The 25,756-nt window shown below is 66.9% G+C and carries 27 protein-coding genes; 13 read left to right on the top strand and 14 right to left on the bottom strand.

Annotated elements, in window-relative coordinates:
- The first annotated feature begins 1 nt into the window (after nt 1).
- Nucleotides 2–565, top strand: coding sequence for a fasciclin domain-containing protein (locus tag I5E68_RS02430; protein ID WP_197160416.1), 564 nt, complete (start codon nt 2–4; stop codon nt 563–565).
- 136 nt (nt 566–701) lie between these two features.
- The gene (locus tag I5E68_RS02425; protein ID WP_197160414.1) at nt 702–1,298 is read left to right on the top strand and encodes a lysozyme; all 597 of its coding nucleotides are present in this window, start codon (nt 702–704) and stop codon (nt 1,296–1,298) included.
- Nucleotides 1,299–1,331: 33 nt separating this feature from the next.
- On the opposite strand, the gene I5E68_RS02420 is transcribed toward I5E68_RS02425, so the two are convergent.
- Entirely contained in the window at nt 1,332–2,180 is an 849-nt protein-coding gene (locus I5E68_RS02420; protein WP_197160412.1) for an arginyltransferase, read from the bottom strand.
- 387 nt (nt 2,181–2,567) lie between these two features.
- Nucleotides 2,568–3,821: a threonine ammonia-lyase gene (locus I5E68_RS02415; RefSeq protein WP_197160410.1), complete on the bottom strand. Its 1,254-nt coding sequence runs from the start codon at nt 3,819–3,821 to the stop codon at nt 2,568–2,570.
- Between the two features lie 125 nt (nt 3,822–3,946).
- Between I5E68_RS02415 and I5E68_RS02410 the strand changes: the two genes are divergently transcribed.
- The 3 genes from I5E68_RS02410 to I5E68_RS02400 all read left to right on the top strand — a co-directional run bounded on the left by I5E68_RS02410 (nt 3,947) and on the right by I5E68_RS02400 (nt 7,700).
- Entirely contained in the window at nt 3,947–4,897 is a 951-nt protein-coding gene (locus I5E68_RS02410) for an NAD(P)-dependent oxidoreductase (RefSeq protein ID WP_197160409.1), read from the top strand.
- The gene (locus I5E68_RS02405; protein WP_197160408.1) at nt 4,897–6,633 is read left to right on the top strand and encodes an amidohydrolase; all 1,737 of its coding nucleotides are present in this window, start codon (nt 4,897–4,899) and stop codon (nt 6,631–6,633) included. Before I5E68_RS02410 ends, I5E68_RS02405 begins: the two co-directional genes overlap by 1 nt.
- Before the next feature lie 131 nt (nt 6,634–6,764).
- On the top strand, nt 6,765–7,700 hold the full coding sequence (locus I5E68_RS02400; RefSeq protein ID WP_197160406.1) for a homocysteine S-methyltransferase family protein: 936 nt from the start codon (nt 6,765–6,767) through the stop codon (nt 7,698–7,700).
- Between the two features lie 12 nt (nt 7,701–7,712).
- On the opposite strand, the gene tatC is transcribed toward I5E68_RS02400, so the two are convergent.
- The 9 genes from tatC to I5E68_RS02355 form a co-directional block, all read right to left on the bottom strand.
- The gene (gene tatC / locus I5E68_RS02395; RefSeq protein ID WP_197160403.1) at nt 7,713–8,528 is read right to left on the bottom strand and encodes a twin-arginine translocase subunit TatC; all 816 of its coding nucleotides are present in this window, start codon (nt 8,526–8,528) and stop codon (nt 7,713–7,715) included.
- Between the two features lie 15 nt (nt 8,529–8,543).
- Nucleotides 8,544–9,044: a Sec-independent protein translocase protein TatB gene (tatB, locus tag I5E68_RS02390; RefSeq protein ID WP_197160401.1), complete on the bottom strand. Its 501-nt coding sequence runs from the start codon at nt 9,042–9,044 to the stop codon at nt 8,544–8,546.
- 21 nt (nt 9,045–9,065) lie between these two features.
- Nucleotides 9,066–9,311, bottom strand: a complete 246-nt coding sequence (locus I5E68_RS02385; protein ID WP_197160399.1) for a twin-arginine translocase TatA/TatE family subunit — start codon at nt 9,309–9,311, stop codon at nt 9,066–9,068.
- 66 nt (nt 9,312–9,377) lie between these two features.
- Nucleotides 9,378–10,118 carry an SMC-Scp complex subunit ScpB gene (scpB, locus tag I5E68_RS02380; RefSeq protein ID WP_197160398.1) on the bottom strand — a complete coding sequence of 247 codons (741 nt, stop codon included), beginning with the start codon at nt 10,116–10,118 and terminating at the stop codon, nt 9,378–9,380.
- Nucleotides 10,115–10,882, bottom strand: a complete 768-nt coding sequence (locus tag I5E68_RS02375; protein WP_197164445.1) for a segregation and condensation protein A — start codon at nt 10,880–10,882, stop codon at nt 10,115–10,117. The genes scpB and I5E68_RS02375 overlap by 4 nt, the downstream gene beginning before the upstream one ends.
- A 60-nt stretch (nt 10,883–10,942) precedes the next feature.
- Entirely contained in the window at nt 10,943–11,956 is a 1,014-nt protein-coding gene (nagZ, locus tag I5E68_RS02370) for a beta-N-acetylhexosaminidase (protein ID WP_197160394.1), read from the bottom strand.
- A gap of 134 nt (nt 11,957–12,090) precedes the next feature.
- Nucleotides 12,091–12,960 (bottom strand): SPOR domain-containing protein, encoded by an 870-nt coding sequence (locus I5E68_RS02365; RefSeq protein ID WP_228726773.1) that lies wholly within the window; start codon nt 12,958–12,960, stop codon nt 12,091–12,093.
- A gap of 3 nt (nt 12,961–12,963) precedes the next feature.
- A complete protein-coding gene (gene argS, locus I5E68_RS02360) occupies nt 12,964–14,712 on the bottom strand; it encodes an arginine--tRNA ligase (RefSeq protein WP_197160392.1) in 1,749 nt (582 codons plus the stop codon).
- A 269-nt stretch (nt 14,713–14,981) separates the two neighbouring features.
- Nucleotides 14,982–15,317 carry a DUF4168 domain-containing protein gene (locus I5E68_RS02355; RefSeq protein ID WP_197160390.1) on the bottom strand — a complete coding sequence of 112 codons (336 nt, stop codon included), beginning with the start codon at nt 15,315–15,317 and terminating at the stop codon, nt 14,982–14,984.
- 309 nt (nt 15,318–15,626) lie between these two features.
- On the opposite strand from I5E68_RS02355, the gene I5E68_RS02350 reads away from it, so the two are divergent.
- The 4 genes from I5E68_RS02350 to I5E68_RS02335 all read left to right on the top strand — a co-directional run bounded on the left by I5E68_RS02350 (nt 15,627) and on the right by I5E68_RS02335 (nt 20,071).
- Nucleotides 15,627–16,526 carry a bestrophin family protein gene (locus I5E68_RS02350; RefSeq protein WP_197160388.1) on the top strand — a complete coding sequence of 300 codons (900 nt, stop codon included), beginning with the start codon at nt 15,627–15,629 and terminating at the stop codon, nt 16,524–16,526.
- A gap of 57 nt (nt 16,527–16,583) precedes the next feature.
- Entirely contained in the window at nt 16,584–17,936 is a 1,353-nt protein-coding gene (locus tag I5E68_RS02345; RefSeq protein WP_197160386.1) for an MBL fold metallo-hydrolase, read from the top strand.
- Nucleotides 17,937–18,009: 73 nt separating this feature from the next.
- Nucleotides 18,010–19,350, top strand: a complete 1,341-nt coding sequence (miaB, locus tag I5E68_RS02340) for a tRNA (N6-isopentenyl adenosine(37)-C2)-methylthiotransferase MiaB (protein ID WP_197160384.1) — start codon at nt 18,010–18,012, stop codon at nt 19,348–19,350.
- A 19-nt stretch (nt 19,351–19,369) separates the two neighbouring features.
- On the top strand, nt 19,370–20,071 hold the full coding sequence (locus I5E68_RS02335; protein WP_197160382.1) for an alpha/beta fold hydrolase: 702 nt from the start codon (nt 19,370–19,372) through the stop codon (nt 20,069–20,071).
- A gap of 3 nt (nt 20,072–20,074) precedes the next feature.
- Here I5E68_RS02335 and I5E68_RS02330 read toward each other — a convergent pair whose 3' ends face one another.
- The gene (locus tag I5E68_RS02330; RefSeq protein ID WP_228726772.1) at nt 20,075–20,674 is read right to left on the bottom strand and encodes a COG3650 family protein; all 600 of its coding nucleotides are present in this window, start codon (nt 20,672–20,674) and stop codon (nt 20,075–20,077) included.
- A 119-nt stretch (nt 20,675–20,793) separates the two neighbouring features.
- A complete protein-coding gene (locus tag I5E68_RS02325) occupies nt 20,794–21,303 on the bottom strand; it encodes an RcnB family protein (protein ID WP_197160381.1) in 510 nt (169 codons plus the stop codon).
- Between the two features lie 257 nt (nt 21,304–21,560).
- Here I5E68_RS02325 and I5E68_RS02320 point away from each other — a divergent pair, with 257 nt between their 5' ends.
- The 4 genes from I5E68_RS02320 (at nt 21,561) to I5E68_RS02305 (ending at nt 25,083) form a co-directional block, all read left to right on the top strand.
- Nucleotides 21,561–22,598 carry a PhoH family protein gene (locus I5E68_RS02320; protein ID WP_197160379.1) on the top strand — a complete coding sequence of 346 codons (1,038 nt, stop codon included), beginning with the start codon at nt 21,561–21,563 and terminating at the stop codon, nt 22,596–22,598.
- Between the two features lie 87 nt (nt 22,599–22,685).
- Nucleotides 22,686–23,177, top strand: a complete 492-nt coding sequence (gene ybeY, locus I5E68_RS02315; protein ID WP_197160378.1) for an rRNA maturation RNase YbeY — start codon at nt 22,686–22,688, stop codon at nt 23,175–23,177.
- A gap of 23 nt (nt 23,178–23,200) precedes the next feature.
- The gene (locus I5E68_RS02310; RefSeq protein WP_197160376.1) at nt 23,201–24,124 is read left to right on the top strand and encodes a hemolysin family protein; all 924 of its coding nucleotides are present in this window, start codon (nt 23,201–23,203) and stop codon (nt 24,122–24,124) included.
- Nucleotides 24,125–24,198: 74 nt separating this feature from the next.
- Complete coding sequence (locus tag I5E68_RS02305; RefSeq protein ID WP_197160374.1) at nt 24,199–25,083, top strand: LysR substrate-binding domain-containing protein; 885 nt, start codon at nt 24,199–24,201, stop codon at nt 25,081–25,083.
- A 129-nt stretch (nt 25,084–25,212) separates the two neighbouring features.
- Here I5E68_RS02305 and I5E68_RS02300 read toward each other — a convergent pair whose 3' ends face one another.
- The gene (locus I5E68_RS02300; protein ID WP_197160372.1) at nt 25,213–25,683 is read right to left on the bottom strand and encodes a peptidylprolyl isomerase; all 471 of its coding nucleotides are present in this window, start codon (nt 25,681–25,683) and stop codon (nt 25,213–25,215) included.
- Nucleotides 25,684–25,756: the final 73 nt, after the last annotated feature.

The raw sequence follows: 25,756 nt of genomic DNA, 5'->3' as shown, positions 1-25,756 counted from the left end.
GATGACGACAAAGACGAAAAACCGCCTGTGCCACGGCCTTGCCGCAGCCATGCTGCTTTGCAGTCTCTCCGCCTGCTCGAGCAACGAGGACACGCCCGAGGCTGCCGCCGTGCCATCGGCACAATCGGTCGCAGCGCTGATTGCAGATGCCGACAACCTTTCGAGCCTCGCCAGCGCTCTTGAGAAGACGGGGCTTGCCAGCGTGTTCGACGGCAAGGCCAGCTACACTCTGCTCGCGCCCGACGACGCCGCCTTCGCGACGCTGGGCGAGAACGGCAAGGACATGATCGAGGGTAGCGACAACGCCGCTATCGCAGCGCTCCTGAAGGAGCACATGCTGCCCGGCTACGTGACCCTCGACGATCTCGCTGCCGCGATCGACACGAGCGAAGATGGCTCTGTCACGATGACCAACCTCGCCGGCGAGGCACTGACCTTCACGCGCGAAAACGAGGCGATCATGGTCGCCTCTCCCGATGGCAAGCAAGTCGCGCTGAACAAGGACGCCCTTGCCGGTGGCCAGAGCATCGCGATCCCGGTCGACGGCCTGCTCAAGCAGACCTGACCTTCCGGCACCGAGTACCGTGTCCCCGCGTGTGGCGGGCACGGCACTTGGCGCGATAACCATCTTTTCACTCTCCTACATCGCACCGTGCGCGTAGCGATCGAGGCTTCCCCATAACCAGACCCGGGAGTAGCCCATGCTCGATCGCAAGCCGGTTTTCGATGAAGTGCGCCTGATCCTCGGACGCGGCTTCGCCCTCGAAGAGGTCGAGCGCCTCGATGCCGCGATTGATCGTGCCCTGGGCGAAATCGCCGCCCCTGACTCGAGCGATCACACAGTCGGTCCCGCCGGGCGCGCCCTGATCCGCAAGTGGGAAGGCTGCGCGCGCCGTCGCCCCGACGGACGCTACGAGGCCTATCCCGACCCGGGCAGTCGCGATGGCACGCCCTGGTCGATCGGCTTCGGCGCTACCGGGTCCGGGATCGGCCCCGGCACGATCTGGACCCGCGAACAGTGCGAGACGCGCTTCGAGCGCGATCTGGCCCGCCATGCCGCCGAAGTCAGCAGCGCCATCGGCACAAGTGCGACCCGGCCGCATGAATTCGATGCCCTGGTCTCGTTCCACTACAACACCGGCGCGATCAGGCACGCCACGCTGACCCGCCTGCACCGTGCCGGAGATCATGCCGGCGTGATACGCGAATTCGCGCGCTGGGTGCACAACGATGGCGAAGTGCTCGCCGGACTTCAGAAACGCCGTGCCGAGGAAGCCCGACTCTACGCCGCAGATTGATCCGCAGTCAGTGTCTGCAGTCAGTGTCTGCAGTCAGGGCGCGCAGGTTTTCGAGACGGCCGGCATGCCATCCTTGGTGCAGCCGGTGCGCAAGCCGTCTTCGCCACGCGGGCTGGCCACGGCCGCAGCGATCAGCGCGTCCTGTTCTTCCGCTCCGATCCGTACCCAGCCCGAGGTGGCCAGCCGTTCCATCGGGCGGTAGCGCACCTTGTACTGCATGCGCGCCGATCCCTCGACCCAGTAGCCGAGGTAGACATAGGCAAGCCCCATCTCGCGCGAGCGTGCGATGTGGTCGAGGATGATGTAGTTGCCCAGCCCCTTGCGGGTGCTCTTGGGGTCGTAGAAGCTGTAGATCATCGACAGCCCGTCGCACTGCCGGTCGGTCAGGCAGGCTCCGACAAGCCGCCCGGGCGTAACGCCGTCCGCCGAAGGTTCGCGATATTCGACGACATAGCTGGTGACCGGGGTATGTTCGACCATGTCCGCATAATCGACCTCGTCCATCGTGGTCATCCCGCCTTCGGGATGGCGTTCGGCGAGGTAGGCCTGGAGAAGATCGAACTGTTCGCTCGTGGACCAGGGCCGGCAGACCGTGGCAACGAGGTCGGCATTGGCCTTGATCGCCCGCTTCTGCGACGAGGAGGCCGCAAATTCGCTGGCAACCACCCGCACCGAGACACAGGCACTGCAATCGAGGCAGGAGGGGCGATAGGCGACCGTCTGGCTGCGGCGAAAGCCGATCCGGCTGAGAGCGTCGTTGAGCGAATCCGCGTGCTGCCCCTTGAGTTCGGTGAATACCTTGCGCTCGCTCCGACCAGGCAGATAGGGGCACGGAGCGGGGCTCGTCACGAAGAACCGGGGGAAGCGAACGGGAGCCGTCACGTCGAGGTCGTGTCCTTCATGCCTTGGCCGCCCGTCGCGGCGACGGCCTTCGGGGGTTCACGGGTGAACGGCTAGCGCGACCATCTGAGCCTTATGCCGTTCCTTCTTAGCAAATATGCATGTCCCGGGCACGCGTTGGAAGAGTTTTAACTACGAATCCGGTGAACCATGTCTCAATACGCACCAGATTCGCGTTCCGATCGCCCCGTGTGTGCCATTAAGGGGCGACTTCGCGCGCACAGGTAAACACGGCCCATCCATAATGGACCGGCACCCCGGTGGTAACCTGACCAAAAGATTACGCAGTCACTGCGCCCATTTTGCGCACACAGTCGCGGCAGGGCTGGCCAGGCGAGCCTTACTCTGCCCGGCCAGGACGTCCCCCGCCTAGTCGGTCTCGACCTGCTTGACCTCGTAGCCCTGGCGGCGCAGCGCGGCGACCAGCTTGTCGAGCTGCGCGGCATCGCGCGCCTCGCACTCGATCTCGGTGACGAGGCCCTTGGCGGGAAGGTGCGTGAAGATGCGCTGGTGCAGCACCTCGATGATGTTCACGTTGTGCTCGTGGAACACCTTGGCGACCTTGAAGAGGGCGCCCGCACGGTCCTGCAGGCCGATCTTGAGACGCGCGAGGCGGCCCGAGCGGGCCAGATCGCGCAGCAGCACGTTGGCGAGCAGGCGGGTATCGATGTTGCCGCCCGACAGGACGATGCCGACGTTGCGCCCGGCGAAGATGTCGGGGTTGTCGATCACCGCACCAAGTCCGCAGGCGCCCGCGCCCTCGACCAGCGTCTTCTCGATCTGCAGCAGCAGCGCGAGCGTGCTCTCGATGCGCGGCTCGCCCACGAGCAACAGTTCGTCGAGCAGCCCACGCAAGGTGCGCGAGGTGAAGCGCCCGGGCGAGAACACAGCGATGCCTTCGGCCAGCGTATCCCCGCCGATCGGCAGGTTCATGCCCTTGAGCAGGTTGTACATCGAGGGATAGAGCTGCGCCTCGACACCGATCAGGCGGATGTCAGGATTGATGTCGCGCGCCATGGTGCACATGCCCGAGGCCAGACCGCCGCCGCCGATGGGGACCACCAGCGTATCGATCTCGGGCGCATCCTCGAGCATCTCGAGCGCGACGGTGCCCTGCCCCGCGGCAACGTGCGGATCGTCGAAGGGATGTACGAAAGTCAGCCCGCGCTCGACCTCGAGCTTGCGGGCGTGGGCATAGGCATCGTCGAAGCTCTCGCCCTCGAGCACGACGTTGCCGCCCACGCTTTCGGTCTGCATCACCTTCACCAGCGGTGTCGTGCGCGGCATCACGATGGTGACCGGAATGCCGAGCCCGGTGCCGTGGTGGCTGAGGCCCTGCGCGTGGTTCCCGGCCGAGGCCGCGATCACGCCGCGTGACTTGCGCTCGTCGGAGAGCTGCATCAGCGCGTTGAGTGCGCCGCGTTCCTTGTAGGAGGCAGTGAACTGGTGGTTCTCGAACTTGAGCCAGATGTTCGCCCCGGTAATCTCGCTCAGGGTGCGGCTGTACATCGTGGGCGTGCGCACGATCTTGTCGCCGATGCGCGCAGCGGCATCGCGAACTTCCTGGGCGGTGAGCGTCACTTCGTCGAGCACGCTGGCGGCGGTTGGCACTATCTGGTCCATGGTGCCCGCGCCTATAGGAATTGCAGTACAATTGAAAGGCGCCTCGCGGCAGCGTAGCCTGCCTCATTGCCGCTCGCGCGCCGCAAGCGGTTTGCTTTTGGCCAAAAGGCGCTAAAGACACTGCCATGAACGATCAGCCCAGCCAGCAGCCAGACGAGGAAAACCCCGCGGTCGAGCGCGCGCCGGTCGAACCGCGCAAGGTCTCCTTCATCGGCCTTGGCGTGATGGGCGGCGAGATCGCCCGCCACATTGCCGAGGCCGGCCACGAACTCACCGTCTACAACCGCTCGCCCGACCGGCTGCAGCGCTGGAAGGAAGCCAATCCGGGCCTCGCCGCACGCGTCGCCGCCAACCCTGCTCATGCCGCTCTCGATGCCGACGTGGTGATCACTTGCGTGGGCAACGACGACGACCTCGCCGATGTGGTGCTGGGCCCCAACGGCGCCTTTCGCACCATGCGCAAGGGCTCTACCTTCATCGACCACACCACCGTCTCGGCACGCATCGCGCGCCAGATTTCGGTCGAGGCGCGCGACCTTCGCATCCAGTGCGTCGATGCGCCGATGACCGGCTCGCAGATCGGCGCCAAGCGCGGCACCCTCACCTTGATGTGCGGCGGACGCGACGAGGCGATCGAATCGGCGCGCCCGGTGATGGAGGCCTATTCGAGCCGCATCGTCCACGTCGGCAAGGCCGGTGCCGGACAGACCGCGAAGATGGCCTGCCAGATCTGCATCGCGGGCAACGTCGCGGCATTGGCAGAGGCGGTCCGCTTCGCACAGGCCTCGCACCTCGACATGGACAAGGTCTACGAGGCGATCTCGGGCGGCGCGGCGCAGTCCTGGCAGATGGACAACCGCTGGTCCTCGATGGATGCCGACGAGTTCGACTTCGGCTTTGCCATCGACTGGATGCGCAAGGACCTCGGCCTCAGCCTCGACGAAGGCCGCGGCCTCGGGGTCTCGCTGCCCGTCGCCGGGCTCGTTGACCAGTTCTTCGCCGAGATCCAGGCCATGGGCGGTGGCCGTCTCGACACCAGCGCGATCATCAAGCGCCTTCCCCGGAAAAAGACCTGATGCATTTCTCCAAGGCGGCCCTGGCCGCGCTGACTTGCGGCACCGCGATCCTCGCGGCCCTGCCCGGCACCGCCGTGGCCGACGTACTGGTCGACAACGTCGAGGGGCTCACCCCCGACGGCAAGGGCGGCGTGACGCGCTTCGACGGCTTCCTGATCGACGATGCGGGGCGCATCGCGCAGGTCTTCGAGCGCGGCGACAAGCGTCCCAAGAAGGTCGACTATCAGGTCGACGGCAAGGGCCGCGTGCTGGTGCCGGGCATGATCGATGCCCACGGGCACGTCATGGCGACCGGCTTCGCCCAGCTCACGCTCGACCTCTCGGGCACGACCACACTCGACGAGGCGCTTTCGCGCATTCGCGCCTGGAGCGCGGCGCACCCGGAGGCTCCGTGGATCCTGGGCACCGGGTGGAACCAGGTCTCCTGGGGCCTCGAGCGCATGCCGACCGCCGCCGAACTCGACGCGGTGACCGGCGGCAAGCCCGCATGGCTGACCCGCGTCGATGGGCACGCGGGCTGGGCCAATACCGCCGCGCTCGAGGCTGCAGGCGTCACCAGCACCAGCAAGGCCCCGGCCGGCGGCGAGATCCTGCGCAAGGCAGGCTCGAAGGACCCCGCAGGCGTTCTCGTCGATGCCGCGACCACGCTCGTCGAGGCCAAGGTCCCGCGCCCGCGCCCCGAGGACCGCGATGCCGCGCTTGCCGAGGCGCAGCTTGCGCTGCTCGCACAAGGCGTGACCGCGATCGCCGACATGGGAACCACCATCGAGGACTGGCAGACCTATCGCCGCGCGGGCGACAGCGGACGCCTGCGCATGCGCATCGTCTCCTACGCCCACGGCATCGACGACATGGCCCTGATCGGCGGCCCGGGGCCAACGGTGTGGCTCTACGACGACCGGCTCAAGCTCAACGGGGTCAAACTCTACCTCGACGGCGCGCTCGGCTCGCGCGGGGCATGGCTCAAGGCGCCTTATGCCGACGCGCCCGAAGTGAGCGGCCTGCCCCAGCTCAACGAGACCCAGCTCGGCAACCTGATGAGCCGCGCCGCGCTCGACAATTTCCAGGTCGCGGTCCACGCCATCGGCGACAAGGCCAATGCCGCCGTGCTCGATGCCATCGACGAACTTTCGGCGACCTACAAGGGCGACCGGCGCTGGCGCATCGAGCACGCGCAGATCGTCGATCCCGTCGACATCGCGCGCTTCGGCGAGCACGGCACCATCGCCTCGATGCAGCCCCAGCACGAGGCCAGCGACCGCACCATGGCCGAAGCCCGGCTTGGGCCCGACCGGCTTGCAGGCGCCTATGCCTGGCGCTCGATCGCCGCGACCGGGGCCCCGCTTGCCTTCGGCTCGGACACCCCGGTCGAACCCGCGCATCCCTTCGAGGGCATGGCCGTCGCGATCTCGCGGCAGGGCGCGGACGGCCTGCCCTCGGGTGGCTGGCAGCCGCAGGAGGCGGTTACCCGCGAGGCAGCGCTCGCGGCCTATACCACCGGCGCCGCCTACGCGATGTTCGCCGAGGACCGCCTCGGACGCATCGCCAAGGGCTACCGCGCCGACTTCCTCTTCGTCGACCGCGACCCGATGCTCGCCTCGCCGCAGGACATGCGCGGGGTGAAGGTGCTCGAGACCTGGATCGGCGGACAGCTGGCCTGGTCCTCGGCCAAGGACCGCGCAGTGAGCAAGGAACTGCGCGAGGAAGCCCGCGAGGGCGAGGACAGCGGGCGTTAGGGCCAGACTGCGAGCCACCCGGGCAGCCCGTTCCCGCAAGGCGACGGGGTGCAGACGGGAGGCAGGCGCGAGCGGTGTTTTTCGGGTTATGCTGTGTTCCCACGACACGAACGAGTCGGGAGATCACGGGCATGGCACATCTGCCGCAGCTTGATCGCGTCTTTCTGGCCGATGGCGGCCTTGAGACGGACCTAATCTACAACCGGGGCATCGACCTGCCCTGCTTCGCCGCGATCGTCCTCATGCGCAGTCCCGAAGGGCGCAGAGCGCTCGAGGACTACTACCGCGAATATATCGCGCTCGCACTGGCCCGCGGGTGCGGGCTGGTGCTCGAGACGCCTACCTGGCGCGCCGGGTCCGACTGGGCGCAGCCTCTGGGCCTCGATCTCGAGGAACTGGCAGCGCTCAACCGCGCCGCGGTCGCGATGCTCCACGCATTGCAGGCGCAAGTCGGCGAGGGGCTGTGCGAGATCGTGGTGAGCGGCTGCATCGGGCCGCGCGGGGACGGCTACGAGGCGGGCCGGATCATGACCCCGAACGAGGCGCGTGACTATCACCTGTGGCAGGCGCGCGCGTTGCAGGCGGGCGGGGCCGACATGCTCTCGGGCATCACCATGACCAACCTGCCCGAGGCGATCGGCCTCACCGAAGCGGCGCGGATGCTGGCGATGCCGGTGGCGATCAGCTTCACCGTCGAGACCGACGGACGGCTTCCGGGCGGCGAGACGCTGGCCGAGGCTGTAAGCGGGCTCGACCGCGCGACCGGCGCCTATCCCGCCTACTTCATGGTCAATTGCGCGCACCCGACGCATTACGAAAGCGCATTCGAGCCGGGGGCGGCATGGACTCGCAGGATCGGCGGGGTGCGCGCCAATGCCTCGCGCTGCAGCCATGCGGAGCTCGATGCGATGACGCAGCTCGACCGGGGCGACCCGCAGGAGCTGGCGCAGGCTTACTCGGCCATGCGCGAGCGGATGGACTGGATCAACGTGCTGGGCGGATGCTGCGGCACCGATCTTGCGCACGTGCGGGCCATCGCCGAGGCTTGCATGCCGCCTTCGCAATGAAGCCGGGCAGGCTTATTCCGCGGGAGCCTCGACCGTGCTCTGTGCCTCGCTCTCGCTCGCCATCTTCTGCTTCGCGTCGCGCTTCTCAGTGAACCACATGAGCAGCAGCGTACCCTCGAACAGCAGGATCAGCGGAAGCGCGAGCAGGAGCTGCGATATCACGTCGGGCGGTGTCGCCACGGCGGCGATGATGAAGATGCCGACGATGACATAGCGGCGCGCCGCGACCGACTGCTCGCGCGTCACGATCCCGGCGCGGTTGAGCAACATCAGCAGTACCGGCAGCAGGAAGCTGATGCCGAAGGCAAGGATAAACTGCATGACCAGCGAGAGATAGTCGCCGGTCCCCGGCAGCGCCTCGAGCTGGAGCCCGCCGGCACTGCCCTGGAAGCCGAGGAAGAAGTGGAACGCGGTCGGCATGACCACGTAGTAGGCAAGCGCCGCCCCCATCGTGAACAGGATCGGGGTCGCGATCAGGAAGGGCAGGAAGGCCTTCTTCTCGTTGGCGTAGAGGCCGGGCGCGATGAACGCCCAGATCTGGTTCGCAATCACCGGGAAGCTCACGAAGAAGGCCGCGAAGACCGCGATCTTCACCTCGACGAAGAAGGCCTCGTAGAGCTTGGTGTAGATCAGCTTGCCCTCACCCGCGGGAAAGGCGGCGGTGAGCGGCTTGACCAGAAAGCCGAAGATGTCGTCGGCGAAGTAGAAGCATACCGCGAAGGCGACGAGAAACGCCGCCACCGCGCGCATCAGGCGACCGCGCAGCTCGACCAGGTGTTCGAGCAGCGGCGCCTGCGAATCGTCGATATCCGAAATCTTGAAGGCCATGGATTGCGTGCTCGATCAGGACGAGGCGGAAGTGGTCTGGGTGGAAGCTGCGGGCAGATCGAACTCGGCCTGCCGGGGAGCACCGATGGCGTCCTCCTTCGCTGCAGCATCCTCGCCGTCCGGTTTCGTGGCTCCGACCTCGGGGGGGACTGCTGCGGCCGTGTCACCTGCTGCCTCGGCAGGCGCCGCTTCACTCGCCGGTAGCGCGGCGGGTGCAGCGTTGGCTTTCTCTTCAGGCGTCTTGGTCGAAGGCGCCGCCAGTTCCGCCGCGGTCGGCAGCTTGGGCGCGGCGTTCATGATCGCCTCGTTCTGCTCGCGCCACTTCTTTTCCATCTCCTCGAGCTCGGCCTCGCGCACCATGGCGTCGATACCCGATCGGAAATGGCCTGTGACCTTGCGCATCTTGCCAATCCAGCGGCCAGCCGTGCGCATCGCCATCGGCATGTCCTTGGGGCCGATGACGACGATCGCCACGACGACGACCATCAGGAGTTCGGTTGCACCGATATCGAACATGGCCGGTCGCGGCGGTCCGGATCAGGCCTGGGTGTTCTTGGTTTCGCTGGTGGTCGCGCTGGTGTCGGCCTGCGAGGAACCGATCTGCGCGGCGGGCTTGGCGTCCGACTTGTCCGACGCGGCCTTATCCTCGTCGTTCATGCCGTCCTTGAAGCTCTTGATGCCCTTGCCGAAGTCACCCATGATTTCAGACACGCGGCCGCGTCCGAACAGCACGAGCACGATCACCAGGACAATGAGCCAGTGCCAGATCGAGAAGCTACCCATCTTTCTACTCCAAAGTGCAGTGCGGCGATTCAGCGCCGCGTCACCGCTCGTCTAGGCGGTTTCGGACTAAGTTGGAAGTCCGTCATCGTTTAGACCCGGTTCGGTCGCAGGGCGGTCATGATCGGCGGCGCGGTCCTGTCCGGAGGCTTCGTCTCCGGGAAAATCGTCCTCGGGAGCGCCTTGCGAACGGGCCTCGTCGCCGTCTGCCGGCGAGAGCGCGGCTTCGATCATATCATCATCGACCGGATCAAGCAGCCCCGCCGCGCGCAATTCGTCGATTCCGGGTAAGTCCCTGAGCGTTCCGAGCCCGAAATGGGTAAGAAACTCGCTCGTCGTCGCGTAGATCACGGGGCGCCCGGGCACCTCGCGCCGTCCTGCGGTGCGCACCCAGCCCGCCTCCATCAGCACGTCGAGCGTCCCCTTGGCGGTCGCCACGCCGCGGATCGCCTCGATCTCGGCGCGGCTGACGGGTTCGTGGTAGGCGATGATCGCGAGCACTTCGGTCGCCGCGCGCGAGAGGCGGCGCACTTCCTCCTTCTCGCGGCGCAAGAGATGCGCGAGATCGGGCGCGGTCTGGAAATGCCAGCGCCCGCCGCGCTCGACGAGATTTACACCGCGCCCCGCATAATGCGTCTGAAGCACCTTAAGCGCCCGGCGCACGCTGGTTCCGCCCAAATGGCGCGAGAGCTGCTCGGGCGTCATCGGCTCCTCGGCGGCAAAAAGCGTCGCTTCGAGCGCGCGTACGAGATCCCCGGGGGTTTCGCCGGGCTCGTTCTCGGGCTCGTGCTCGGTGCCGGTTTCGCTCATGGACGCAGCGCCTTGAGCCGGAGCGGGCCGAACGTCTCGTCCTGCACCAGTTCGGCGCGGCCCGTGCGCGCCAGTTCGAGCGCGGCGACGAAACTGGAGGCGAGCGCCGACTTGCGAAGCTGCGCATTGGTCCAGGCATCGCGCGCAGGCGGCAGGAATTCGCGCAGCTCCATCCAGTCGATCGCCACACCCAGCATCGACGAGACGCGCTGGATCGCGCTGTCGAGCGTCATCACCATGCGTTCGCGCACCATGTGCACGACCGGCTGGTTGCGCACCTTCACATCGCCATAGCCGCGCACGAGCTGGTACCACGAGCACTGCCACAAGGCGCGCTTCTCGACACGCAGCCCCTCGGGAGCGCCGCGTGCGAAGACGTCGCGCCCAAGCCGGTCGCGCGCCATCAGCCGCGCCGCCGCCTCACGCATCGCGCCAAGGCGCTGGAGGCGCAGTTGGAGGCGCAGCGCCAGTTCCTCGGGGCTGGGGTCGGGCTGCTCTTCCTTGGGCAGCAGCATCGCCGACTTGAGGTAGGCGAGCCAGGCCGCCATCACGAGATAGTCGGCGGCAAGTTCGAGACGCAGCTCGTCCGCCTCGTCGACATAGTCGAGGTACGCATCGACAAGTTCGAGGATCGAGATGCGCCGCAGGTCCACCTTCTGGCGTCGGGCGAGGTCGAGCAGCAGGTCGAGCGGCCCTTCCCAGCCCTCGATCTCGAGGTAGAGCGCTTCCTTGCGATCCTGCGCGCCGGTGATGACCTCGACCATCTCGAGATCGAGCTGCGCACTCTGCTCCACCGTCCTGTCCGTGCCCCCCGCGGCCATGGATCACGCCATGGCCTGCGCCAGCAGCGCCTCGCGGCGGGCGACGAGCGCGGCGTGATCGCCCTGCCCGGCATCGCCCGGCAGCGAGGCCAATGCGGTCTCGAGGCGCGCCGCGCTCTCGGCGGACATGACGGGCAGGCGCTGCGCGATGCCGATCATGTCGTCCATCTTCGCCCAGCAGTTGAGAGCGATGTCGCATCCTGCCGCGACCGCGCGCTCGGCCCGTTCGGGCACCGAACCGGAAAGCGCCTCCATGTCGAGATCGTCGCTGAGCAGCAGCCCGGAAAAGCCGATCCTGCCCCGGATGACCTCGTTCACGACGACAGGCGAAAGCGTACCCGGCAGCTCGGCGTCCCACGTGGTGTAGCGCACGTGCGCGGTCATCCCGATCGGCGCTGCGGCAAGCGCGCGAAACGGAGCGAGGTCGCTCTCCAGTTCCTCGGCGCTGGCGGTGACGGTGGGCAGTTCCTTGTGGCTGTCGGCCATGGCACGCCCGTGCCCCGGGATGTGCTTGATGCACCCGACCACCCCGGCACGCGCAAGTCCATCGAGCGCAGCGCGCCCGAGGGCCGCCACGCGCATCGGCTCGAACCCGAAGGCGCGATCGCCGATGACGTCGTGCGCGCCGCGCTGGCGCACGTCGAGCGAGGGGTGGCAATCGACGGTGATACCCGCTTCGGCAAGGTCAAGCCCCAGCGCCTCGGCATTGGCGCGCGCGGCCTCGATCGCAGAAGCGGGCGCCACATCGTAGAGCTTGTCGAAGACTTCGCCCGGCGGATAGGCGGGCCAGACCGGCGGCTTCATGCGCGCCACCCGGCCACCTTCCTGGTCGATGCTGATGAGCAGGTGCTCGCGCCCGTGGATCGCGCGCAACTCGTCGGTCAGCGCGCGCAGCTGCGCACGGCTCTCCACGTTGCGCCCGAACAGGATGTAGCCTGCCGGGTCAGCATCACGGAAAAAGGCGCGCTCCTCGGCGCCAAGAGTAAGCCCGGAAAGGCCGAAAATCGCGGGTATCATCGCGAATGCATCGCCCAATCGCCAGCGGATCGCAAGGCAACAGCGCGATCCGGGCGTGGATCAGGCTGTGGACGAGCCTTGCGCACCGCGAGCGGCAGGCAGCTGGCGCGAAGACAGGCTTCGCGCCGCACCGCTCATTTCTTGACCTGGCAGGAAAGGCCGGCGGCCTTCATGCCCGAACACAGCCTCTTGGCCGCAGCGAGATCGCCGGGCACGGCCTGAAGGCGGAAAACGGTGCCGATGTCGGCCTGTCCCTGCAGCACGCGGTGGTCGATCCCGGCGAGGTCTGCGTACTGGACCTTGAGCGCATTCCAGCCGGCTTCGGCGTCGGCCTTCGAGGTATAGGCGCCGACCTGCACCCCCACGCCGGATACCGCCGGTTCGCTCGGCGCGGGCGCGGGGGCCTCGGCCGAGGTGCTGGGCGACGGTTCAGCGATGCTCTCGAAGCCGGGGCGCGGGCCATCTTCGCCCGGCGCGATGCTCGGTGTGCGCGACTGGCCTTCGGCGACTGCGAAGCTGGTGTCGCCGGTACCGTCGACCACCTCGCCGCCCGGATCCTGCGGACGGGTCTTGTAGGGCTCCGCTGGCGCCTCGATCACGCCGCCATCGGCGACAAGCTCGCTGCCGCCGCGGTCCTGCAGCGCCCAGACGATGCCACCGGCCATAAGGGCGATGGCCAGCAATGCGGAGGCAATCAGGATCGCGGTCTGCGCGTTGAAGCCGCCCTGCTCCTCGTAGTCTTCGTCGTCGCCTTCGAGCCAGGGCAGGCGGATGTCCTCGTCGCCGAGATCGAACTCGCCGCCCTTGCCGTAAGCCGCAGCCTCGTCATTGCCGAAGCGCTGCGAATCGGAGCGCGAGGATGCCAGGGCCTGCCCGGCCGCCGGTTCACGCCCGGGCCAGTTTCCCGAAGATGACGTTCCCGACGACGAAGTTCCCGCACGACCGAAGGTGCCGCCCGCCGGGGCCATCCGGCCCACATCCGCATCCGCGCCCCTGAAAACCATAAGCTACATTTCCTCCACGGCCTCGACGCCCAGAAGGGCCAGACCGTTGCGTACCAGTTGCGCCACTTGCGCGACCAGGAACAGCCTGGCCGATGTAAGGTTAACATCAGACGCGTTAACAATCCGCTTTTCCACGGAGTCGTTGCCGAGGTTGTAGTAGCCGTGGAAAGCTGCGGCGAGATCGTTGAGGAAGAAGGCCACGCGGTGCGGTTCACGCGCGGCAGCCGCCGACTCGACGATGCGCGGGAACTGCGCGGCAAGCTTGGCCAGCGCGAGATCGTCCTCGCCGAGCAGCGAGATATGCTGCGCCGAGGGCTCGACCTGCATCTCGGCCCGCGCCTTGCGCAGCATCGAGCAGATGCGTGCGTGGGCGTACTGGACGTAGAACACCGGGTTGTCCTTGCTCGTCTCCACCACCTTGGCGAAGTCGAAGTCCATCTGCGCGTCAGGCTTGCGGGTGAGCATGGTGAAGCGCACCACGTCCTTGCCAACTTCCTCGACCATGTCGGCGATGGTGATGAAGTTGCCCGAACGCTTGGACATCTTCACCGGCTCGCCGTCGCGCAGCAGCTGGACCATCTGGACGAGCTTGATCTCGAAGGGCGTGGCCTCGCCTTCAGCGCCGGTCATCGCCTTGACCGCGGCCTTGATGCGCTTGACCGTCCCTGCGTGGTCCGCGCCCCATATGTCGACGAGCGCGTCGGCGCTCTGGGCCTTCTGGAAGTGGTAGGCGAGGTCGGCGCCGAAGTAGGTCCAGGTGCCGTCCGACTTCTTGATCGGGCGGTCCTGATCGTCGTCGAACTGGGTCGACTTGAACAGCGGCAGCTCGACCGGCTCCCAGTCCTCGGGCGTCTTGCCCTTTGGCGCTTCCAGCACGCCGTCGTAGACGAGACCGCGATCGCGCAGCCACTTCTCCGCCTCGTCAGGCTTGCCCGAGGCCTGCAGTTCGGCTTCCGAGCTGAAAACGTCGTGGCGGATGCCCAGCTGGGCAAGGTCGGCACGGATCATGTCCATCATAGCGGCGACCGCCTTGACGCGGAACAGGGCGAGCCATTCGGCCTCGGGTGCCTCGGCGTACTGGTCACCGAACTCTTCGGCCAGCTTCGCGCCGACGGGCTTGAGGTAGTCACCCGGGTAGAGTCCCTCGGGGATCACCGCCTCGCCAAGGCCAAGCGCCTCGCGGTAGCGGATGTGCGCCGAGCGCGCGAGGACCTGCACCTGCGCGCCCGCGTCGTTGACGTAGTATTCCTTGATGACCTTGTGGCCCGCGTATTCAAGCAGGGTCGCCAGCGCGTCGCCGACCACCGCGCCGCGGCAGTGGCCCATGTGCATGGGGCCGGTCGGGTTGGCCGAAACGTACTCGACGTTGACCGTGGTGCCGCCGCCCATAGCCGAACGGCCATAGTCCGCGCCAAGCGAGGCGATCGCGTTCAGCTCGGTCAGCCATGCGGCGGGGGCAAGACGCAGGTTGATGAAGCCAGGCCCCGCGATCTCGGCAGAGCTGACCGCGTCGAGCTTCGAAAGCTCGGCGACCAGCGCCTCGGCGAGGTCGCGCGGCTTCATCCCCGCGGGCTTGGCCAGCACCATCGCCGCATTGGTGGCAAGATCGCCATGGCTGGGATCGCGCGGCGGCTCGACCGTGACCGCGGCTCGCTTGAGGCCGCCCGGGAGCGTGCCGGCGGCCTCGAGGGCATCGAGCGCGGCGTTGAGGTGGCCTGCGAAGGCGGCGTAAAGGGTCTGGTTATCGCTCATGACGCGCGCGGATAGCCCAAGTCGCCGCAAAGGGGAACAGGCCCCGCGCCAAGATCGGGCCGCCCGCTCTGCGCCCCTTGGTCCACAAGCCGGAGCCACACGCGAAAAGGGCAGGCCAGCCGCGAGACTGCCTGCCCTCTCGTATCGGGCTAGCTGTGCTCCTTCCGGGCAGAGGCAGTGCCGTTCACGGGCTTTCAGGCTTCGCGCACAGGGGCAGGCGCGAAGCGAGGGGACACGATAGCCCGCGAGCGTTCAGCCGCGACAGCCGATCAGGGATTACCTGCCGCCGCTGCCGTCTGGATGCGCTGCATCAGCGCCGAATCGGTGCGGGAAGCAGCCGCGATCTCGTTGAACTTCTGCGGGGTCAGGCCAGAGCTCTGGACCGCCGAGGCCATTGCGGACTGCTTTTCCTCGGTCGTTGCACTGGTGTCCTTCTGGATGTTCTGGATGCTTACCGCGGCGGTGGCAAATTGCTGCACTTCCTGATCGGAGAAGTCTGCGCTGGCGGCGGCTGCCGGCGGGGCACTCTGCGCCTGGGCGACACCGGCGCCGGCAAGCGTGCCGAATGTTGCGGTGGCCGCGAGGGCGAGTTTCGTCACGTTCATGTCGATCTCCTTTTGTTGCGACACTTTCGGAGACCAAACTCGGCAGCCAGGCCCACGATGCAAGCCGGGCCATGCCGCGGCGTGCCGCTGGAGAGGCGAAGCGAAACGGTTGAGAAGGCACATCATGGACGCCGCTGATGAAGCGTTTCTGCGTGACGACGAGCGACTTGAGGCGACTCGGCCCGACCAATGCCTGCCCCGCTGCAGCGAGATGCGCATTGCGTGACTGCGAACCTGTCCATAAGCGCGAGGCCCAATCCCCCCGGCGCGACTCCACCCTGATCGCGCGCTGCCCCGAGCTTGTTCTCCATGATTGTCCGCAAGTCCCCCTCGATCCGCGACGTGCTCGTCGCAACGCGCGGCTCGATCCTGCCGCAAATACTGCGCCCGCTGCTGGTCGTGTTCCTCGCTTCGCTGATCGCGGTACTGATCGGCGAAACCGCGCCCGGCTGGCTTTCGCCGCTCGGCGCGATGCCCTTCACCCTGATCGGGCTCTCGCTCTCGATCTTCATGAGCTTTCGCAACACCGTGTGCTACAACCGCTGGTGGGAAGGCCGCCAGCTCTGGGGCCGCCTGATCGTCGCCTCGCGCAGTTTCGCACGCCAGAGTGCGACGCTCGATCGCGAACAAGCGGCACCGCTGCTCGAGGCCCTTGCCGGCTTCACTGCAGGACTTGCAGCGCGTCTTCGCGAAAAGGACGAGATTTCCGCGATTGCGCAGCACTGCCCGCGCGACGCTGAGTGGACCAGCGCGCCCAACCCCACCGACGCGATCCTGCGCGCAGTCGGAATGGGTACGCGCTCGCTTGCCGATGCCGGCGCAATCGATGCGATGCATTACAGCGTGCTCGAGACCCAGCTGTCCGAGATCGCCAGCGTGCAGGGCGGCTGCGAGCGGATCAAGGCGACGCCGGTGCCCTTCTCCTACTCGCTGCTGCTGCACCGCACCGCATATGCCTTCTGCCTGTTGCTGCCCTTCGCACTGGTCGCGCAGCTGGGCTGGTGGTCCCCGCTCCCCGCACTGCTCGTCGCCTACGCCTTCTTCGGCCTCGACGCACTCGGCGACGAGCTGGGCGACCCCTTCGGCCAGGACGAGAACGACCTTCCCCTCGACGCCATGGTGCGCACGATCGAACGCGACCTGCTTCACGCCGCCGGACACCGCGACCTGCCACCCGCGCTCGAGCCGAAGGACTTCGTGCTGCTCTGACACGCGGAAACCTCGTGCCTTCTTCTGCTTTGAAAAAGGCAAATGAGGAGGACACCGATGCTGTTCAAGGCAATCAAGACACCCGGACTGGCCCACCTTTCCTATATCGTCGGCGCGGGCGGGCAGGCCGCGGTCATCGACCCGCGGCGCGACTGCGCGATCTATGCCGAGATGGCGCACGCACAGGGTCTCGAGATCACGCACATCTTCGAAACCCACCGCAACGAGGATCTGATCTCGGGCGCTGGCATCCTCTCGCGCATGACTGGCGCGAGCGTCTATCACGGACCAAACCCCGCGGGCGACGTGCGCTATGCCCAGACCGCCTGCGAAGGCGACAGCTTCGATATCGGGCAATTGCGAATCGAGGTCATCGAGACGCCCGGCCACACGTTGGACCACCTCGCCTTCGCACTTTACGACACTGCCTATGGCAAGGGCGCTGTCGGGGTTTTCACCGGTGATGCCCTCTTCGTTGGCGACGTCGGCCGCACCGATTTCTACCCGGACAGGCGCGAAGAGGTCGCAGGGCTACTTTACGATTCGCTGCACAAGTTGCTCGCGCTGGGCGACCAGGCGATGATCTGGCCCGCGCACGGCGCAGGCTCGGTGTGCGGCTCGGGCATGGCCGAGCGCGAGTTCTCGACAATCGGCCACGAACGCGCGAACAACCCGCGCCTTGGCTTGGCTGATCGCGAGGCCTTCATTGCCGCCAAAGTTGCCGAGCACCATTACCAGCCGCCCTATTTCCGGACCATGGAACGGCTCAATCTCGAGGGTGGCGCGCCGGTCGCTCCGGTACTGCGTCCAAAAGCACTCAGTCTGGCCGAACTGCGTGACTGCGGCGCAGATCATCTGATCGACCTGCGCGAGCCGATGGCCTATGCCTCGGGCCATCTCGAGGCCGCGATGTGCCTGCCTACCGGCATGATCAGCGCCTTCGCCGGATGGTTCATCGAAGAAGGCCAGTCGATCGCGCTGATAGCTTCCGAGACCGACCAGCTCGAAACCGCGACCCGACACCTCGCGCGCATCGGCTACGACAAAGTGCTTGGTGGCTATACCGGGGTGGTCCCCGCAGCGGCGCAGGGCCTGAACATGGTCCGAACCCCAATGATAGCCACCGAGGAAGTCGAGGAGCGTCTCGCGGCGGCTGACCCGAACTGGACCCTTCTCGACGTTCGCGACGCCGATGAACGCGAGGCTGGCGCCATCGACGGCTCGCAACATATTTATGTGGGCGAACTGGCAGAACGCTGGCGCGAACTCGACCCCGCGCGACATTACACGTTGATGTGCGCCAGCGGCATGCGCGCCAGCGTTGCCGCCGGCTGGCTGTCCGCGCGCGGGTTCCGGCATCTCGATATCTATCTCGGCTCGATGGGCGCCTGGAAGTCCGTTCAGGCGTGACCCGGGCGCACTCGCGCTTCACGCCTGCGCGCCACCCCTTCAAAACCCGCGCAAAGGCGTGTAACGGCGCGCTATGCCTACATCCGCGAATCCGAAGACCTACAGGGTCAAGAGCTTTGGCTGCCAGATGAACGTCTACGATGGCGAGCGCATGGCCGAACTGCTTGCCGAAGAGGGCATCACGCCCGCGCCCGAGGGCGAGGATGCGGACCTGGTCGTGCTCAACACCTGCCACATCCGCGAGAAGGCGGCGGAAAAGGTCTATTCCGACATCGGCCGCCTGAAGCGCGAGGACGGCACTTCGCCGCTGATCGCGGTCGCTGGCTGCGTCGCGCAGGCCGAGGGCGAGGAGATCATGGCGCGCGCTCCGGCGGTGAAGATGGTGGTCGGCCCGCAGGCTTATCACCGCCTGCCCGAGATGGTGCGTGCCGCTGGCGAAGGGCGTCGCTCGACCGATACCGACATGCCCGCCGAGACCAAGTTCGACGCGCTGCCGCGCCGTCGCCGTTCGGGCCCGACCGCCTTCCTCACCGTGCAGGAAGGCTGCGACAAGTTCTGCACTTATTGCGTGGTGCCCTATACCCGCGGTGCGGAAATCTCGCGCCCCTTCGCCGACCTCGTCGACGAGGCGAAGCGGCTGGTCGAGGCCGGCGCGCGCGAAATCACGCTGCTGGGCCAGAACGTCAATGCCTGGAGCGGCGAGAACGCCAAGGGCCAGCACGTCGGGCTCGACGGACTTGCCCGCGAGCTTGCCGCGATCCCCGAACTCGCGCGCATCCGCTACACCACCAGCCACCCCAACGACATGACGCAAGGGCTGATCGAGGCGCATGGCGAGCTGCCCAAGCTCATGCCCTTCCTTCACCTGCCGGTGCAGGCGGGCAACGACCGCGTGCTCAAGGCGATGAACCGCGCCCACACGGTCGAGAGCTACCTCGCGATCCTCGAGAAGGTACGCGCGGTACGCCCCGACATCGCGCTTTCGGGCGACTTCATCGTCGGCTTCCCCGGCGAGACCGATGCCGAATTCGAGGATACGCTCAGGCTCGTCGACGACGTGCGCTACGCGCAGTGCTTCAGCTTCAAGTATTCGCCGCGCCCGGGCACGCCCGCCGCGACGATGGACGCACAAGTTCCGATGGCGGTGATGGACGAACGCCTGCAGCGCCTCCAGGCGGCGCTCAACCGCGACCAGCATGCCTTCAACAGCGCCACGCTGGGCCGCACCTGCCAGGTGCTGGTCGAGCGCAAGGGGCGCCATGCCGGGCAGTGGCTGGGCAAGTCGCCCTGGCTGCAGTCGGTCCACTTCGAGGGCGACGTGGCGGTCGGCGACCTCGTCGAGGTCGAGATCACCAGTGCCGGACCCAACAGCCTTGGCGCCCGCGTGCTCGACCGCGCCGCGCTCGACGCCTGATCCGCGGCAGAGGCTCGCGATGAATACTGGCGAACGCCAGCCGCTGGTGCTGATCCCGGGGCTCTCGTGCGACGCGCGGCTCTGGCAGGCGCAGGTCGAAGGGCTGGACGGCGTGGCGCGGACAATGGTCGGCGATACGCTGAGCGACGCCTCGATCGCGGCGATGGCGCAGCGTATCCTCGCCGATGCGCCCGAACGCTTCGCGCTCGCGGGTTTTTCCATGGGCGGCTACGTCGCGATGGAGATATCGCGCCGCGCGCCGGAACGCGTCACCCGCCTCGCGCTGCTCGACACCACGGGCGACATCGACACGCCCGAGATGGCGCGCGTGCGGCGTGCGGCGGTGACCACGGCGCAGTCACGCGGCTACGAGGCCGTCCTGCGCGGCAGTCTCAACCGTCTGGTCCATCCCGAGACGGCGAACGAGGTCGGCGAGGAAGTCGTCGCGATGGCGCTCGGTGTCGGGCTCGAAACCTATATCGACCAGCAGAATGCGATCGTTGGCCGCGCCGATTCGCGCGGTGAACTTGCCTCGCTCGACGTGCCCGCGCTCGTGCTGGTCGGCGCCCAGGACCGGCTCACGCCGCCGCGTTATTCGCAGGAACTGGCCGAGATCATCCCCGGTGCTCGCTACGCCGAGATCCAGAGGGCAGGCCACATGACGCCGATGGAGCAGCCCGAAGCGGTCAACCAGGCCCTGCGCGAGTGGCTGGCTGCCTGATCCCTACTCGGGCGTCGGCGCCGCATCGAGCGGTTCGAGCGGTGCCTGCGCGATCAGTTCCTCGCCGATATCTTCGACCGGCTCGGCCGGGCTGACGGTCGGGTTCGAGGCATAGGCCGCTCCGTCAAAGGGCACGCGCATGATACCGCCCGGACGACCACCGCCCGAGACCGAGACCGCGAGGTCGCGCCAGCCGTTGGTGCTGCTCTCGAGCACGCCGACCGGCAACTGCACCACCGAAAGCTCGCCGACCTTGGTGATCTCGCCCTCCACGTCCTTGAGCACGAGCAGGTCGCAGCCACCGCTGCCGCACAGCATCGGCCCGCCGACATAGGCAAGGGTCTCCTTGGTGCCGTCGCCGTCGAGATCGTACTGTGCGCGGGCGTAGAGCAGCGAACTGGTGTCCCCGCCCAGATCCTTGGCGAAATGGTCCGCGATCCAGGTCTTGACCGGATCGGCGACCACGGCCTCGCTCGCCGCGCCGGTGCTGGCGGCGGGAGCAGGTTCCTCGCCCTTGCATCCGGCCAGAGCGGCGGCGAGCAGGAGCGGCGTGGCAAACGCGATGCGAGACGGGGCGATGCGGGACAGGAAAGCCATGTTCATGAAGCGCAGGCTAGCCCGCCCTCTCGCTGCCTGCAATGCAAAGGGCCCCGACCTTGCGGCGGGACCCCGGGGATCGCGGACCGGCCGAAGCCGGTCCGCCTGCATGAAGCACTATCGGCTTACCAGAAGAAGCCGTTGTAGACCCGCAGCACGCGCCCGCTACGCATCGAGATCAGCACGACGTCGTTGTTGTAGCGCACCCAGCGCTGGCCGGCACGCGGTGCGGGCAGGCGATAGCGGCGGTAGTCACGCACCCAGTAACGATCGCCATAGTAGGAGCGCTCGAAACGGTGGCCGACCGCGACCGGGCGATAGCGATAGCCGCGCGGCCCCTGATAGGCGGGACGGTGATAAGTATTGCGGTGCGCGCGGCGATAGTCGCGCCAGTCCTCGCGCGCCTCACGCTTGGCAATGTTCACGTCGCGCTGCGCGCGGCGCACGTCCTGCCGGTCGCCATAGCGACGCGCCTGGCGCAGGTCGCGCTGTTCCTCGCGCACCCGCTGATCACTGCGATGCGCCTCGCGGGCGCTCTGCGCCGAGGCAGTGCCGGGCACTGCCAATGCGGGCACCATCATGCTCGCGGCAACGAGGCCCATGATCAACTTGCGGCCGATATTGGTCTTGCCCATGGATTGTCTCCTTCTTGTCGCACCCTTGCGGGCTTCCTGTTCAGTTAGAGACCCCTTCAGCTGAACAGCCTGGGAATTTTTCGTACAGCTTCGCGCAATATCCGTCGCACACTTGCGACATTCGGCTTTGCCTGCGCCCGAATGCAGGGTTTTCCACCGATCCCGGGCGCACTTGCAGCAAGCTACGACTTGCAAGCAGCGACCGGGCGCGCCATCTTCAAGACAGAGCGAAATATCGTTTCGCCAGAAAGGAGCACATGGCCCGAAAAGCAGCCCGTGCCGAGTTTGACCCGGCTCAGTTGAGGTCCGAAACCCATCGTCGGGCCCGTGTCGAAATAGAATTCGACGAACCTTCGCTGCTGGGGGCCCTGTTCGGGCAATTCGATGCGAACCTGGTACAGGTGGAAAACCGCCTCGGCGTCTATATCGCCGCACGCGGCAACCGCATCCAGATCGAAGGCCCCGAAGATGCTGTCGCCCGCTCGCGCGAGACGCTGACCGGCATGTACAAACGGCTCGAACAGGGACAGGACTTGGATTCCGGCGCCATAGAATCACTCATCTCGATGTCAGCAGAACCCACATTCGACGGGATCATCACCGGCGAGGACGCCAAGAGTCCGCCGATCATGATCCGCACCCGCAAGAAGACCATCGTCCCGCGCTCGGCGGTACAGGTCGACTACATGCGCGCGCTCGCCAAGCACGACGTGATCTTCGCGCTCGGTCCGGCGGGTACCGGCAAGACCTACCTCGCGGTGGCACAGGCGGTTTCGCAGCTCATGACCGGCTCGGTCCAGCGCCTGATCCTCTCGCGCCCGGCGGTCGAGGCCGGTGAAAAGCTCGGCTTCCTGCCCGGGGACATGAAGGACAAGGTCGACCCCTATCTGCGCCCGCTCTACGATGCGCTCTACGACTGCATGCCGCCCGAGCAGGTCGAACGCCGCATCGCCAGCGGCGAGATCGAGATCGCCCCGATCGCCTTCATGCGCGGCCGTACGCTGGCCGATGCCTTCGTCATCCTCGACGAGGCGCAGAACACCACGCGCGAGCAGATGAAGATGTTCCTCACCCGCTTCGGCCAGAACAGCCGGATGGTGGTCTGCGGCGACCCGCGCCAGGTCGACCTGCCCGGCGGCGACCGCAATTCGGGCCTGTCCGACGCGGTGACCAAGCTCGAGGGCGTCGAGGGCATCGCCGTCACCCGCTTCACCGCCGCCGACGTCGTGCGCCACCCGATCGTGGGCCGCATCGTCGAGGCCTACGAAGGCCCGCTCTCGCAGTACGACGAGTAGGGATCAGGAGGCGGGGCTGCGGCCCCGCTTCGCACTGCGCGCGCATGGCTCTCGACCCGGCGTAGATCTGCGCCTATGGGCACGGCCATGCAGCTCGAAATCGACATCGAAGCCCCCTGGCCCGGCGATACCGACTGGGTCGAGCTTGCCGAGCGCGCGCTCGAGGCGCTGGCGCAAGTCGCGCCCGAGCTGGCGAACGAGCGGCTGATCACCAGCGTGCTGTTCACCAGCGACGCGGAGGTGCACGTGCTCAACCGCGAGTGGCGCGCCAAGGACAAGCCGACCAACGTGCTGTCCTTCCCGATGCTGGAGCGCGAGGATCTGCTCGATCTCGAAGCCGAGGGGCCGCCAGAGATGCTTGGCGACATCGCCCTCGCGGCAGAGACCTGCATCCGCGAGGCGGCGGAAAAGAACGTTTCGATTCAAGACCATGCCAGCCACCTTATGATCCATGGGCTGCTCCACCTCGCAGGGCTCGACCACGAGATTTCCGAGGCCGATGCAGTGGCGATGGAAGCATTGGAAACAAAGGCACTTGCGATTCTCGGTATTGCCGACCCATATGGGGACCGCAATTGACACCACAGGGGTAAAGACAAGCGATGGCCGACAATGGCCGCCACACCGAGGCGAGCTCGGGAGACGGAGACAGTACCGGCACGCTCTGGCGTGTTTTCCGCAGGCTGTTTCAGGCTGACGCCGACCAATCTCTGCGCGCGCAGATCGAGGGCGTCATCAACGAACACGAGGGCGACGGCGGCGAAGGCGGCGAAAGCAGCGGCGACCTGTCGCAGCTCGAGCGCCAGATGCTGCGCAACCTGCTTCATTTCAGCGAGCACGATGCCGACGACGTCGCCATCCCGCGCGGCGAGATCATCGCGATCCCCGCCTCTGCAAGCTGGGCCGAGGTGGTCGAGGCCTTCGCCGAGCACGGCCATTCGCGCCTGCCGGTCTACGGCGACTCGCTCGACGAGGTGAAGGGCATGATCCACATCAAGGATGTGTTTCCCATCCTCGCGCGCGGCGAAACCCCGCCTGCCGACTGGACCAGCCTCCTGCGCCGCCCGCTGTTCGTGCCCCAGTCGCGCGGCGCGCTCGACGTTCTCGCCGACATGCGCGCCCAGCGCGTCCACCTCGCGGTGGTGATCGACGAATATACCGGCACCGACGGGATCATCACCATCGAGGACCTCGTCGAGGAAATCGTCGGCGAGATCGAGGACGAGCACGACGATGCCCCCGAGGAATGGCTGGTGCCGCTCGAGAACGGGGTATGGGACGCCGACTCGCGCGCCGAGCTCGACGATGTCGCCGAGCGAATCGATCCACGGCTTGCCGAAATCGAGGAAGCGGTCGATACACTCGGCGGCCTCGCCTTCGTTCTGGCCGAGCAGGTTCCGCAGGTCGGCGCCATTCTCGAGCACGAAAGCGGCTGGCGGATCGAGATTACCGAGGGCAACGAGCGTCATGTGACGAGACTTCGCCTTCATCCGCCGCTAGAGAGCCTCGAAAGAGAGGAAGTCTGAAGCAACCCGCGCTCCGGCGCACCCACGCCCGCCGTACTTCCGCGACGGGCGAACTCGAATGAAAAGACCGGATCTTGCCCGTACGTCGTCTTCCTCCCCTGCGCGCCCTCGAAGCCTTCGTGCGCGTGGTCCGTCTCGGTTCCGCCAAGGCGGCGGCCAACGAACTGGCGCTCAGCCCCTCGGCGCTCTCGCGCCGCGTCGCCGCGCTCGAGGACTTCACCGGCAAGCGTCTGTTCACCCGCCAGCACCAGGCAATGAAGCTGACCGACGAGGGCCAGGCCTTCTACAACGTCGTCGGCCCCAAGCTCGAGGAACTGGCCGAGGCGGTCGAATCGCAGATCGATCGTGGGCAGGTCCTGCGCCTGCACCTGGGCGTGCCCACGCTGTTCGGCGGCCAGCGCCTGTTCCCGCGCCTGCCCGAGCTGCGCAAGCTGCACCCCCGCCTGCACATCGACATCGACACCGGCGCCCACCTCGAGGCGCGCGTGGGCGACACGCTCGACGCCGCGGTGATCCTCGCCAAGGAACCCGACCCGATGTTCTACCGGGTCCAGCTTGACCACAACAAGGTCTACGCCATCACCTCCAAGGACCTTGCCGCGGAGATCGGCACGAGCCCCGATCGCGAGACGCTCTCCAAGCAGACCTTCCTGATTCACCAGGACCTGCCCGACAGCCTCGATGCGTGGAAGAACGCCATCGGCATGTCCGATCTCGAACCGGCCTCGGTCGACAAGTTCGATTCGGGCCAGCTGGTGCTCGAGGCCGCGGCGCAGGGTCTGGGCATCGCGATCATGCACGACGACCACTTCCGCCGCAGCCACGACAACCGTCTGGCGCGGCTCTACGACATCGACGTCGAGAGCCCCTACCGCTACTGGTTCGTGTGCCGCCCCAAGGCGCTCGAATCGCGCCCCGTGCGCATGTTCCACGAGTGGCTGCAGCAAGCCGGGCTCTGACGTCCGGACCGGACCAGCGCGGCTGACGTCGGGCCGGAAAACCAGAAAAAGCGGGCAAGAAAAAGGGGCGCTTCCCGGCATGGGAAGCGCCCCTTTTCTTCGTTTCGGGACTGGTCCGCGAAAAGGCGATCAGCCTTCCGACAGGGTCGCCTTGACGATCTTGCCCGGCTCGCGCGGCGGCTCGCCCTTGGGCAGCGCGTCGACGTGGTCCATGCCTTCGACGACTTCGCCCCACACGGTGTACTGCTTGTCGAGGAAGCGGGCATCGTCGAAGCAGATGAAGAACTGGCTGTTCGCCGAGTGCGGGTAGCTGGTGCGTGCCATCGAGCACACGCCGCGCACGTGCGGCTCTGCGTTGAACTCGGCCTGCAGGTCGGGCTTGTCCGAACCGCCGGTGCCGGTGCCCTGCGGGCAGCCGCCCTGGGCCATGAAGCCGGGGATCACGCGGTGGAACTTGATGCCGTCGTAGAAGCCTTCCGAGGTCAGTTCCTTGATGCGCTCGACGTGGCCGGGGGCGAGGTCGGGGCGCAGCTTGATCTTGACGTCGCCGCCTTCGCCATTGCCGGTGTCGAGCGTGAAAGTCAGAAATTCGTCAGCCATCGAAAACTCCTTGCTGTCCGCATGGCACGGACCGTTTGCGGGCCGGTGGGTCGTATCGAACCCTCTCCCACCG

Origin of the sequence: Novosphingobium aureum, assembly GCF_015865035.1 — a bacterium.
Lineage (GTDB): Bacteria > Pseudomonadota > Alphaproteobacteria > Sphingomonadales > Sphingomonadaceae > Novosphingobium > Novosphingobium aureum.
Note: the sequence above shows the minus strand (reverse complement) of the source record. Positions and strands in the feature narration are given on the sequence as shown.

What these genes read in the sequence shown, in the direction of transcription:
- I5E68_RS02430 (WP_197160416.1), top strand. Translation starts at nt 2, where the DNA reads ATGACGACAAAGACGAAAAACCGCCTGTGCCACGGCCTTGCCGCAGCC.
- I5E68_RS02425 (WP_197160414.1), top strand. Translation starts at nt 702, where the DNA reads ATGCTCGATCGCAAGCCGGTTTTCGATGAAGTGCGCCTGATCCTCGGA.
- I5E68_RS02415 (WP_197160410.1), bottom strand. Translation starts at nt 3,821, where the DNA reads ATGGACCAGATAGTGCCAACCGCCGCCAGCGTGCTCGACGAAGTGACG.
- I5E68_RS02410 (WP_197160409.1), top strand. Translation starts at nt 3,947, where the DNA reads ATGAACGATCAGCCCAGCCAGCAGCCAGACGAGGAAAACCCCGCGGTC.
- I5E68_RS02405 (WP_197160408.1), top strand. Translation starts at nt 4,897, where the DNA reads ATGCATTTCTCCAAGGCGGCCCTGGCCGCGCTGACTTGCGGCACCGCG.
- I5E68_RS02400 (WP_197160406.1), top strand. Translation starts at nt 6,765, where the DNA reads ATGGCACATCTGCCGCAGCTTGATCGCGTCTTTCTGGCCGATGGCGGC.
- tatC (WP_197160403.1), bottom strand. Translation starts at nt 8,528, where the DNA reads ATGGCCTTCAAGATTTCGGATATCGACGATTCGCAGGCGCCGCTGCTC.
- tatB (WP_197160401.1), bottom strand. Translation starts at nt 9,044, where the DNA reads ATGTTCGATATCGGTGCAACCGAACTCCTGATGGTCGTCGTCGTGGCG.
- I5E68_RS02385 (WP_197160399.1), bottom strand. Translation starts at nt 9,311, where the DNA reads ATGGGTAGCTTCTCGATCTGGCACTGGCTCATTGTCCTGGTGATCGTG.
- scpB (WP_197160398.1), bottom strand. Translation starts at nt 10,118, where the DNA reads ATGAGCGAAACCGGCACCGAGCACGAGCCCGAGAACGAGCCCGGCGAA.
- I5E68_RS02375 (WP_197164445.1), bottom strand. Translation starts at nt 10,882, where the DNA reads ATGGTCGAGGTCATCACCGGCGCGCAGGATCGCAAGGAAGCGCTCTAC.
- nagZ (WP_197160394.1), bottom strand. Translation starts at nt 11,956, where the DNA reads ATGATACCCGCGATTTTCGGCCTTTCCGGGCTTACTCTTGGCGCCGAG.
- I5E68_RS02365 (WP_228726773.1), bottom strand. Translation starts at nt 12,960, where the DNA reads ATGGTTTTCAGGGGCGCGGATGCGGATGTGGGCCGGATGGCCCCGGCG.
- argS (WP_197160392.1), bottom strand. Translation starts at nt 14,712, where the DNA reads ATGAGCGATAACCAGACCCTTTACGCCGCCTTCGCAGGCCACCTCAAC.
- I5E68_RS02355 (WP_197160390.1), bottom strand. Translation starts at nt 15,317, where the DNA reads ATGAACGTGACGAAACTCGCCCTCGCGGCCACCGCAACATTCGGCACG.
- I5E68_RS02350 (WP_197160388.1), top strand. Translation starts at nt 15,627, where the DNA reads ATGATTGTCCGCAAGTCCCCCTCGATCCGCGACGTGCTCGTCGCAACG.
- I5E68_RS02345 (WP_197160386.1), top strand. Translation starts at nt 16,584, where the DNA reads ATGCTGTTCAAGGCAATCAAGACACCCGGACTGGCCCACCTTTCCTAT.
- miaB (WP_197160384.1), top strand. Translation starts at nt 18,010, where the DNA reads ATGCCTACATCCGCGAATCCGAAGACCTACAGGGTCAAGAGCTTTGGC.
- I5E68_RS02335 (WP_197160382.1), top strand. Translation starts at nt 19,370, where the DNA reads ATGAATACTGGCGAACGCCAGCCGCTGGTGCTGATCCCGGGGCTCTCG.
- I5E68_RS02330 (WP_228726772.1), bottom strand. Translation starts at nt 20,674, where the DNA reads ATGAACATGGCTTTCCTGTCCCGCATCGCCCCGTCTCGCATCGCGTTT.
- I5E68_RS02325 (WP_197160381.1), bottom strand. Translation starts at nt 21,303, where the DNA reads ATGGGCAAGACCAATATCGGCCGCAAGTTGATCATGGGCCTCGTTGCC.
- I5E68_RS02320 (WP_197160379.1), top strand. Translation starts at nt 21,561, where the DNA reads ATGGCCCGAAAAGCAGCCCGTGCCGAGTTTGACCCGGCTCAGTTGAGG.
- ybeY (WP_197160378.1), top strand. Translation starts at nt 22,686, where the DNA reads ATGCAGCTCGAAATCGACATCGAAGCCCCCTGGCCCGGCGATACCGAC.
- I5E68_RS02310 (WP_197160376.1), top strand. Translation starts at nt 23,201, where the DNA reads ATGGCCGACAATGGCCGCCACACCGAGGCGAGCTCGGGAGACGGAGAC.
- I5E68_RS02300 (WP_197160372.1), bottom strand. Translation starts at nt 25,683, where the DNA reads ATGGCTGACGAATTTCTGACTTTCACGCTCGACACCGGCAATGGCGAA.